The sequence below is a fragment of the Phenylobacterium sp. genome (assembly GCF_030645195.1).
Lineage (GTDB): Bacteria > Pseudomonadota > Alphaproteobacteria > Caulobacterales > Caulobacteraceae > Phenylobacterium.
Genome location: NZ_JAUSLW010000162.1, coordinates 1 through 8930 on the forward strand (window position 1 = coordinate 1; position 8930 = coordinate 8930).

The window sequence follows — 8930 nt, forward strand, 5'->3', positions numbered from 1 at the left end:
CGTTCATGGGGCCGACGATCTTCACGCCGGGCGCGTCGGTGGGGACCAGGATCTGCGACTGGCGCAGGTTGGGCGGGCCGTCGGGGCTGGTCTGGACCATGGTGATCATGATCTTGCAGCGCGGATCGCCGGCGCCGGAGAGGTAGTGCTTCTCGCCGTTGATGACGTATTCGTCGCCCACCAGGGTGGCGCGGGTGTTGACGTTCTTGGCGTCCGACGAGGCGGCGTTCACCTCGGTCATGGCGAAGGCCGAGCGGATCTCGCCGCGCAGCAGGGGCTCCAGCCACTTCTTCTTCTGCTCAGGGGTGCCGACGCGTTCCAGGACTTCCATGTTGCCGGTGTCGGGGGCGGCGCAGTTCATGGTCTCCGAGGCCATGGGGTTCTTGCCCAGCTCGACGGCGATATAGGCGTAGTCGAGGTTGGACAGGCCCTCGCCGGTCTCGGCGTTGGGCAGGAAGAAGTTCCACAGGCCCTCGGCCTTGGCCTTGTCCTTGGCCTTTTCCAGCACTTCCAGCTGGCCCGGCGCATAGCTCCAGATGTCGGCCTTGCCCTCGCCCAGGCGGTGGAACTCCGCCGACATCGGGTTGACCGTCTCGACGATGAACCGCTTGACGTGCTCCAGCAGCGGCAGGGCCTTGGCCGACATCCGCAGGTCGTTGAGGTCGTCCATCGGGTTCAGCTTGAAGCTGGATTGGGCCTTGTCCTTGGTCTCGCTCATCTTTGTCACTCCCACGGTGTTCTGGTTGGCGGCCCCGTTGCGCGAGACCCATGGATGTCGCGCGGCCTATTCGCCGCGCTGAAAAATCGATTCCCAAGAGTTAGAGCGGGATGCGGGCGGAAAACCGGTTCCCACTTTTCCTCATCCCGCTCTGGGCCGATAGCTTTGGCCCATCACGGGCCGCAAATCAAACAAGCGTTTTAATACGCTCATGCTTTCCCGCGCCGTCCGGGAGATTCAGCTCGGCATGGCCGGGTTGGCCCCGTGGCAGACCGCCTCGATATTGTGGCCGTCGGGATCCAGGACGAAGGCGCCGTAATAGCTGGGATGGTAGTGGGGGCGCAGGCCCGGCGGGCCGTTGTCGCGGGCCCCGGCGGCCAGCGCCGCGGCGTAGAAGGCGTCCACCGTGGCGTTGTCGGGGGCGCTGAAAGCCACGTGGCAGTAGCCCGAGGCCTCCCCCAGGCCGATCCAGAAGAAGGGCCGGCTGTCGCCATAGCCCGAGCCCACGTCCATCGTGAACACCCGGCTCAGGCCGAGCGGCTTGAGCGCCACATCGTAGAAGGCCTGGGACCGGGCGTGGTCGGCCACCCTCAGGCTCACATGATCCAGCATGGCTGCGCCTCCTTTGTGTCGGAGAACGCTAGGCCCTGGGCGGCCCTTGGCAAGCCCCGCGCCGCGCGCGGGGCCGCCCGCGGGACTATTTGGAGGGCAACTGGTCGGCGCCGGCGCAGGCGGCGGTCACGAGCGCCTTGTCGTCGGCGCTGGTTGCCTTGGCGGCCTTGGCGGTGCGCCAGGTGTCGGCGATCACCAGAGGCTTGGACGGCGAATAGGAACCGATGATCATCAGGGCCTTGGCCTTGCAGTCGATCGCCACCACGCTGCCGACCCCGTCGGCGGCGCCCGGGGCCGAGGGCCCGACGCGGGGGCTGGCGCCCACCTTGCCGATGGCTTGCTGGATCACGACCATGCCGCTGGCGGTGTCGCGGTAGGAATAGTCGGTGTCATAGGACCACTGGAGGCCCTTGTCGCTCACGGCGCTGTAGGGCTTCCAGGTTTCGGCGGCGGCGGGCAAGGCCACGGCCGCGATGGACAGGGCCGACAGGGCGGCGAGCGCGAGGCGCATGGATGATCTCCTGGGACTTTGAGTTTCTTCCCTCGCCGAAAGCCTTAGCGGGGCGGCGGCGCGCCGGCCAAGAGGAATCGCCAGAACGCAGGTTTCGGACCCGGCCAAGCTTGACTCCGGGGCCCCGCGACCCTACCTCCCGCCCGTCGTTAGCACTCTGGGGCTGCGGCTGCCAACGCTCGGCCCCACGTTGCGACGCAATCCATTCAACCGTCCCGAACGGAGAGAAAAAGACATGGCGTTTCGTCCCCTGGGAGACCGCGTGCTGATCAAGCGCGTCGAAGAAGAAGAGAAGACCAAGGGCGGGATCATCATTCCCGACACCGCCAAGGAAAAGCCGCAGGAAGGCGAAGTCGTCGCCGTCGGCCCCGGCGCCCGCGATGACAACGGCAAGATCCAGCCCCTCGACGTCAAGAAGGGCGACAAGATCCTGTTCGGCAAGTGGTCGGGCACCGAAGTGAAGATCGACGGTCAGGACCTCCTGATCATGAAGGAGAGCGATGTCCTGGGCGTGGTCGAATAACCACCTCCTCCGCTCTCCTCCCTCCCACAACATACTGAAAGAGCTGAACGAACATGGCCGCTAAAGACGTCTATTTCGCTTCCGACGCGCGCGACCGCATGCTGCGCGGCGTCAACATCCTGGCCAACGCCGTGAAGGTGACCCTGGGCCCCAAGGGCCGCAACGTGGTCATCGAGAAGTCCTTCGGCGCCCCGCGCTCCACCAAGGACGGCGTGTCGGTGGCCAAGGAAATCGAACTGGCTGACCGCTTCGAGAACCTCGGCGCCCAGATGATCCGTGAGGTCGCCTCCAAGACCAACGACAAGGCCGGCGACGGCACCACCACCGCCACGGTCCTGGCTCAAGCCATCGTCGTCGAGGGCCTGAAGGCCGTCGCGGCCGGCATGAACCCGATGGACCTGAAGCGCGGCGTCGACAAGGCCGTCACCAAGGTCCTGGCCGACATCAAGGCCTCGGCCAAGAAGGTCACCACCAACGCCGAGATCGCCCAGGTCGGCACCATCTCGGCCAACGGCGACACCGAAGTCGGCGAGATGATCGCCAAGGCCATGGCCAAGGTCGGCAATGAAGGCGTCATCACCGTCGAAGAGGCCAAGACCGCCGAGACCGAACTCGACGTCGTCGAAGGCATGCAGTTCGACCGCGGCTACCTGTCGCCCTACTTCATCACCAACGCCGACAAGATGGAGGTCGAACTCGAAGAGCCTCTGATCCTGCTCTACGAGAAGAAGCTGACCTCGCTGCAGCCCCTGCTTCCGGTCCTGGAAGCCGTGGTCCAGTCGGGCCGTCCCCTGCTGATCATCGCCGAGGACGTCGAGGGCGAAGCCCTGGCCACCCTGGTGGTCAACAAGCTGCGCGGCGGTCTCCGCGTCGCCGCCGTCAAGGCGCCGGGCTTCGGCGATCGCCGCAAGGCCATGCTGGAAGACATCGCCATCCTGACCGGCGGTGAGCTGATCAGCGAAGACCTGGGCATCAAGCTCGAGAACGTCGGTCTCGAAATGCTCGGCAAGGCCAAGAAGGTCACCATCACCAAGGACGACACCACCGTCGTCGACGGTTCGGGCGCCAAGGACGCGATCGAAGGCCGCATCGGCCAGATCAAGCGCCAGATCGAAGACACCACGAGCGACTACGACAAGGAAAAGCTGCAGGAACGTCTGGCCAAGCTGGCCGGCGGCGTCGCGGTCATCCGCGTCGGCGGCTCGACGGAAGTCGAAGTGAAGGAAAAGAAGGACCGCGTCGACGACGCCCTCAACGCCACCCGCGCGGCGGTTGAAGAAGGCATCGTCCCCGGCGGCGGCGTCGCCCTGCTGAAGGCCTCCAAGGCTCTGGACGGCTTCAAGGGTGACAATCCCGACCAGGAAGCCGGCGTCGCCATCGTGCGCCGCGCCCTGCAGGCCCCGATCCGTCAGATCGCCGAAAACGCCGGCGTCGAAGGCTCGATCGTGGTCGGCAAGGTCATGGAGAACGCCTCCCCGACCTTCGGCTTCAACGCCCAGAGCGAAGAGTATGTGGACATGGTCCAGGCCGGCGTCATCGACCCGGCCAAGGTGGTCCGCACCGCCCTGCAGGACGCGGCCTCGGTCGCCGGCCTGATGATCACCACCGAAGCCGCCATCGTCGAGGCCCCGAAGAAGGGCGGCCAAGGCGGCGGCGACATGGGTGGCGGCATGGGCGGCATGGGCGGCATGGACTTCTAAGTCCGAGCACCCACTGCACCTAAGATTGAGGGCGGGGCCGCGAGGCTCCGCCCTTTTTCGTGGCCGCTACTCGGCGCGCTTGAGCCTTTGCAGCAGCGGACTCAGTTCCCCCTTCAGATCATAGACCCCGACGTCCTTGACCATCTGGGGCGTGGCCCAGTCGGGCCAGGGCTCGATCACCTCGATCTCGCGGAAGGCGGTGGTGAGCGCGCCCGGCGACTTGGCCTTGATGAAGGCCCACTCGACGCCGAGTTCGCCCTGGTGACGGATCAGGAAGGTGGCCACGGCTCAGTCGCTCCGGCCGTCGCCGAGCGCCATCTGGCCGACCCAGCTCACCAGGCCGGTGACGATGGCGGCCAGGATTCCGGGGACCAGGCCCGCGACCGTGAATCCCGGCAGCAGCAGGGCCACCAGCCCGATCATGGCCGCGTTCACCACCAGCAGGAATAGGCCCAGCGTCAGGATGGTGAGCGGCAGGGTCAGCAGGAAGACGATGGGCCGGACGATGGCGTTGACCACCCCCAGCAGCAGGGCGGCCAGCAGCAGGTCGAGCCATCCCGCATAGGAGACCCCCGGCACCACCGAGGCGGCGAGCCAGAGGCCGAGCGCGGCGATCAGCACGCGGGCGAGGAAACGGGACATGGGAAACTCCGGCCTTGGGGACGTGGCCCAGGATGGCCCGCTGCGCCGCCACGGCCAAGCCCCGCGCTCAGATTGCGCGGAGGTTACAGTCTGGGGCTTAGTTCAGCCCCACGGGCTTGGCCAATTACGGGCTCCAGAGTTCCGGGACCCGCCATGCCTCGCCGCCTGCCGCTGCTGATCGCCCTTGCCCTCTCGCCCCTCCCCGCCGCCGCCCAGCCAGGGCCGCCGCCGGAGGGGATGGAGCGGCTGTTCATCAGCCCCGCCGGCGAGCCGTTCCGCAGCGGCGGCGGCCTGGAGGCCTGGTTCGCCCGGGCCGACACCGACCATGACGGGGCGCTCACCCTGGCTGAGTTCCGCGCCGACGCCATGGCCTTCTACAAGGTCCTGGACGCCAACGCCGACGGCAGGATCGACGGTTTCGAGAACCAGGCCTACGAGACCAGGATCGCCCCGGAGATCACCCGCATGAGCTTCGCGGGCGAGGGCGGCCCCGGCGGCGGCGGTTTCCACCGGCGACCCATGGGCGATGAGACGGAAGCCAGCAACATCCCCCGTCCCGGCCCCGGCGGACGTGGAGGTCCGGCGCGGGCCGCTCCGCGCGAGGGCGCGGGGCGCTACGGCCTGCTGAACGAGCCCCAGCCGGTGCGCGGCGCCGACGCCGACCTGGACTGGAAGGTCACTGCCGAGGAATGGGCCAAGGCCGCCAGCAAGCGCTTCGCCATCCTCGACGCCGACGGCGACGGCAGGCTGACCCTGGCCACCCTGCCCCGGCCGCCGATGGGGCCGCCGCCGCGCTGAGCCGGCGCGTTTCGACGTGTGCGTCAGAACGAAGACTTCACCATTGTGAGCCAGGATCGAGGCTGGGATTTCCACACGCGCCATTTGGGGGGCCGGCTGGGGTCATGACGCCGCGCGGCCTACTGAACGATCAGATCGACGCCGTCGCGATCGAATCCCGGACCACGATCTGGGTGCGCGCGGCCCTGTCCCTGGTGAGCGCGGGCCTGTTCAGTCTTCACTTCGGGGTCGCCCCGGCTGCGGGTTGGCTCGCCGCCGTCGCGGCCAGCGAGGCCTGGTCGTGGTGGGTGAACCGAGACATCTTCGCCGGCCGGGCCAACACCCAGGCCAGGCGCCTGATGTTCGTCCTCGCCCTGACCGCCGTCAGCCTGATCTGGTCGGGGGCGGCGATCGCCTATTGGCGGACCGGGTCCCAGGCCCTGCAGCTGGTGGCCGTCGCCATCTTCGCCAGCCAGATGATCCACGCCCAATGCTTCGCCTTCCGCTCCAAGTTGGCGCTCACCCTGGTGGCGGGGATTCCCGCCGCGACCCTGCTCTATCTGGTGACCTTCGCCGGCGGCTTCCACGGGGCGCCGCTGCTGACCCTGGTGGCGACCGCCGCCCTGGCGGTGCTCTACCTCTTCACCAGCGCGGTTCTGAACATGAAGGCGGCCCAGGCCTTGGAGGACGCCCAGCGCGAGGCGGTGGAGGCCAACCAGGCCAAGTCGGCCTTCCTGGCCATGATGAGTCATGAGCTGCGCACGCCGATGAACGGGGTGCTGGGCATGGCGCACGCCCTGAAACAGACCCGGCTGGACGATCGCCAGGCCACCCAGGTGGAGATGCTGATCCGCTCCGGCGATGGGCTGATGGCCATCCTCAACGACATCCTCGACGTCTCCAAGATCGAAGCCGGAAGGCTCGAGCTGGAGACGATCGCCTTCGACCTCACCGAGGTCGGCGCCCGGGTCTGCGACCTGTGGCGGGAGGTGGCCAATGCCCGCGGCCTGCAGCTCACCTACGAGGTGGCGCCCGGCGCGCCGCGCTGGGTGGCCGGCGACCCCAACCGCCTCCGCCAGATCATGCTGAACCTGGTGTCCAACGCGCTGAAGTTCACGGAGTCCGGCGAGGTTCGGCTGTCGATCCGGCCGCAGATCGCCGCCCAGGACGGCGCGCGCTTCGAGATCGCGGTCTCCGACACGGGGATCGGCATCTCGCCGGACCAGCAGGCCCGCCTGTTCCAGTCCTTCGCCCAGGCCGAGGCGGCCACCTCGCGCCGATTCGGCGGCACGGGCCTGGGCCTGGCCATCTGCAGGCAGCTCACCGACCTGATGGGCGGCGTCATCGCCGTGGAGAGCGAGCCCGGGCGTGGCTCGATCTTCCGCGTCCTGCTGGAGCTGCCTCTCGCCGAGGCCCTGGACCTGGTCGAGCCGGAGGCGCCGGGCGGCGGTCTGTCCGGCGTGCGAATCCTGGTGGCCGAGGACAACCCCATCAACCAGGCCGTGGCCCGCGCCATCCTGGAGGCCGTGGGGGCCCGTCTCGAGACCGCCAATGACGGGGTCGAGGCCCTGGACATGCTGCGCGACGGGGCCTTCGACCTGGTGCTGATGGACGTCCACATGCCGCGGATGACCGGGATCGAGGCCCTGCGTCGCATCCGCGCCGGGGAGGCGGGCCCCGCCGACATCCCGGTGATCGCGCTCACCGCCGACGCCATGCCCGGCGAGGACGCCAAGCTCTGGGGCCACGGCTTCGACGGCGTCCAGCCCAAGCCGATCCAGCCGATGGCCCTGATCGCCGCCATCCTGGAGGCCTGCGCCCCGCGGGACGAGGCGGCGGCGCGGACCGACGCAGCCTGAGCCCTACTCGGCGGCCACCGCGTTAAGCACCGGCACCGTCTCCGACAGCCGGCCGCCGATGCGGATGGGTTCGACCCGCCGGGCCAGGCCCGTGGCGTCGTCGGTCTCCACGAAAACCCCGCAGACCGTGGCCGGGCCCTCGGCCGGCTTGTAGCGGCCTCCGGAAATGCGGGTGGTGAAGCGCCGCAGGGGCTCTTCCTTCTGGTTGCCGATGACGCTGTCATAGTCGGCGCAGGCGCCGGCGTCGGTCTGGTAGGCGGTGCCGCCGTTGAGGATCTGGCAGTCGGCGGTGGGAACGTGGGTGTGGGTGCCCACCACCAGGCTGGCGCGGCCGTCGCAGAAGTGGCCCATGGCCATCTTCTCGCTGGTGATCTCGGCGTGCATGTCCACCACCACGGCGTCCACGGCCATGCCGAGCGGGCAGGCCTCCAGCTCGCGGTCCACGGCGGCGAAGGGGTCGTCGAGGCTGTCCATGTGGATGCGGCCCAGGACGTTGATCACCAGGATGCGCTTTCCGGTGTCGGTCTCGAACATCTGGGAGCCGCGGCCGGGGGTGTCGGCGAACAGCGGATAGTTGACCGGACGGATCAGCCGCGGTTCGCGCACGATGTAGGTGAGCGCCTCCTTCTGGTCGAAGGAGTGGTTGCCCAGCGTCAGGCAGTCGGCGCCCGCGTCGAACAGCTCGCGGGCCGTGTTCTCGGTGATGCCGAAGCCCGCCGCGGCGTTCTCGGCGTTGATGATCACGAATTCGAGGCCCAGCCGCCGGCGCAGGCCGGGCAGGTGATCGGCGATCCCGTCGCGGCCGGCGCGGCCCACGACATCCCCGAAGAAAGCAAAACGCATTGAAAGTCCTTAGGTCTTCTTCAGCTCTCTATAGCCGGTTTCGGTGAGGATGGCGTCCAGCCTCTGATCGTGGGGCTCGGCGGGAACCTGCTCCACCTCCTGGCCGGCATAGGCCAGGCCGAGGACGAAGACCGGCTTCACCGCCCGCAGGGCCTCCAGGGTGCGGTCGAAATGGCCGCCGCCCTGGCCCAGGCGTCCGCCGCCGCGGTCGAAGGCCAGCAGCGGAGTGATCACCAGGTCCGGATGCAGGCCCGGCGCGGAGGGTGGCGGCGCCGGCACGCCCAGGGCGTCGGGCGCCAGGGCGTCGCGGGAATCCCAGGCCCGGAAAGCCAGGGGCGCATCGGGGCTGAGCGCCACCGGCAGGGCCAGCATGGCGCCTGTGGCCGCCAGACGGCGGATCAGCGGGCTGGGATCGAGCTCCGAGCCCAGGGCGTGATAGCCGCTGAACACCGCGAAGGCCGGCAGGCGCTCCAGGGGCAGCAGGGCCGCGGCGCGTTCGGCGGCGCCCGGGGCGGCGACGGCCAAAGCCTTGCGCAGGACGCGCATGCGGCCGCGCAGGTCGCTCTTGGAGGAGATGTCGCTCACCCTGTTCCTGTCGGGGCGGAAGGGTGGCGGCGCCGCGAGAGCCGTGAAGGACGGTTAAAACCCCCTCGGACCTGGTATACCAGGTGGGCGCCATATGCCCGGGCCCACGAGCCCGGACAGGGACAGCTCCCGTAGAGAGAATTAAGGTCTCTGGGATTTG

11 protein-coding genes are annotated in these 8930 nt (G+C 68.7%); 4 read left to right on the top strand and 7 right to left on the bottom strand.

Annotation, left to right across the window (positions count from 1 at the left end; genetic code table 11):
• The 3 genes from Q7T09_RS13385 to Q7T09_RS13395 all read right to left on the bottom strand — a co-directional run.
• On the bottom strand, positions 1-718 hold a 718-nt coding region (locus tag Q7T09_RS13385; RefSeq protein WP_304700362.1), incomplete at its 3' end, for an acyl-CoA dehydrogenase family protein.
• A 237-nt stretch (positions 719-955) separates the two neighbouring features.
• Entirely contained in the window at positions 956-1330 is a 375-nt protein-coding gene (locus tag Q7T09_RS13390) for a VOC family protein (RefSeq protein WP_304700363.1), read from the bottom strand.
• 85 nt (positions 1331-1415) lie between these two features.
• Positions 1416-1841 carry a hypothetical protein gene (locus tag Q7T09_RS13395; protein ID WP_304700364.1) on the bottom strand — a complete coding sequence of 142 codons (426 nt, stop codon included), beginning with the start codon at positions 1839-1841 and terminating at the stop codon, positions 1416-1418.
• A 235-nt stretch (positions 1842-2076) separates the two neighbouring features.
• Between Q7T09_RS13395 and groES the strand changes: the two genes are divergently transcribed.
• Both groES and groL read left to right on the top strand, forming a co-directional pair.
• On the top strand, positions 2077-2364 hold the full coding sequence (groES, locus tag Q7T09_RS13400; RefSeq protein WP_304700365.1) for a co-chaperone GroES: 288 nt from the start codon (positions 2077-2079) through the stop codon (positions 2362-2364).
• A gap of 53 nt (positions 2365-2417) precedes the next feature.
• Positions 2418-4064: a chaperonin GroEL gene (gene groL / locus Q7T09_RS13405; RefSeq protein ID WP_304700366.1), complete on the top strand. Its 1647-nt coding sequence runs from the start codon at positions 2418-2420 to the stop codon at positions 4062-4064.
• A gap of 66 nt (positions 4065-4130) precedes the next feature.
• On the opposite strand, the gene Q7T09_RS13410 is transcribed toward groL, so the two are convergent.
• Both Q7T09_RS13410 and Q7T09_RS13415 read right to left on the bottom strand, forming a co-directional pair.
• A complete protein-coding gene (locus Q7T09_RS13410; protein ID WP_304700367.1) occupies positions 4131-4349 on the bottom strand; it encodes a hypothetical protein in 219 nt (72 codons plus the stop codon).
• Between the two features lie 3 nt (positions 4350-4352).
• On the bottom strand, positions 4353-4706 hold the full coding sequence (locus tag Q7T09_RS13415) for a phage holin family protein (protein ID WP_304700368.1): 354 nt from the start codon (positions 4704-4706) through the stop codon (positions 4353-4355).
• Positions 4707-4859: 153 nt separating this feature from the next.
• Between Q7T09_RS13415 and Q7T09_RS13420 the strand changes: the two genes are divergently transcribed.
• Both Q7T09_RS13420 and Q7T09_RS13425 read left to right on the top strand, forming a co-directional pair.
• On the top strand, positions 4860-5504 hold the full coding sequence (locus tag Q7T09_RS13420; RefSeq protein ID WP_304700369.1) for a hypothetical protein: 645 nt from the start codon (positions 4860-4862) through the stop codon (positions 5502-5504).
• Between the two features lie 104 nt (positions 5505-5608).
• A complete protein-coding gene (locus Q7T09_RS13425; protein WP_304700370.1) occupies positions 5609-7342 on the top strand; it encodes an ATP-binding protein in 1734 nt (577 codons plus the stop codon).
• A 3-nt stretch (positions 7343-7345) separates the two neighbouring features.
• Here the strand turns inward: Q7T09_RS13425 and Q7T09_RS13430 are convergent, their stop codons facing one another.
• Both Q7T09_RS13430 and Q7T09_RS13435 read right to left on the bottom strand, forming a co-directional pair.
• Positions 7346-8185 (bottom strand): TIGR00282 family metallophosphoesterase, encoded by an 840-nt coding sequence (locus tag Q7T09_RS13430; RefSeq protein ID WP_304700372.1) that lies wholly within the window; start codon positions 8183-8185, stop codon positions 7346-7348.
• Positions 8186-8194: 9 nt separating this feature from the next.
• Positions 8195-8770, bottom strand: a complete 576-nt coding sequence (locus tag Q7T09_RS13435; protein ID WP_370689247.1) for a 5-formyltetrahydrofolate cyclo-ligase — start codon at positions 8768-8770, stop codon at positions 8195-8197.
• Positions 8771-8930: the final 160 nt, after the last annotated feature.

Bases quoted from the DNA above. Each gene is read 5' to 3' on its own strand.
- Q7T09_RS13430 (WP_304700372.1), bottom strand. From the start codon at position 8,185: ATGCGTTTTGCTTTCTTCGGGGATGTCGTGGGCCGCGCCGGCCGCGAC.
- Q7T09_RS13415 (WP_304700368.1), bottom strand. From the start codon at position 4,706: ATGTCCCGTTTCCTCGCCCGCGTGCTGATCGCCGCGCTCGGCCTCTGG.
- groL (WP_304700366.1), top strand. From the start codon at position 2,418: ATGGCCGCTAAAGACGTCTATTTCGCTTCCGACGCGCGCGACCGCATG.
- Q7T09_RS13425 (WP_304700370.1), top strand. From the start codon at position 5,609: ATGACGCCGCGCGGCCTACTGAACGATCAGATCGACGCCGTCGCGATC.
- Q7T09_RS13420 (WP_304700369.1), top strand. From the start codon at position 4,860: ATGCCTCGCCGCCTGCCGCTGCTGATCGCCCTTGCCCTCTCGCCCCTC.
- groES (WP_304700365.1), top strand. From the start codon at position 2,077: ATGGCGTTTCGTCCCCTGGGAGACCGCGTGCTGATCAAGCGCGTCGAA.
- Q7T09_RS13395 (WP_304700364.1), bottom strand. From the start codon at position 1,841: ATGCGCCTCGCGCTCGCCGCCCTGTCGGCCCTGTCCATCGCGGCCGTG.
- Q7T09_RS13390 (WP_304700363.1), bottom strand. From the start codon at position 1,330: ATGCTGGATCATGTGAGCCTGAGGGTGGCCGACCACGCCCGGTCCCAG.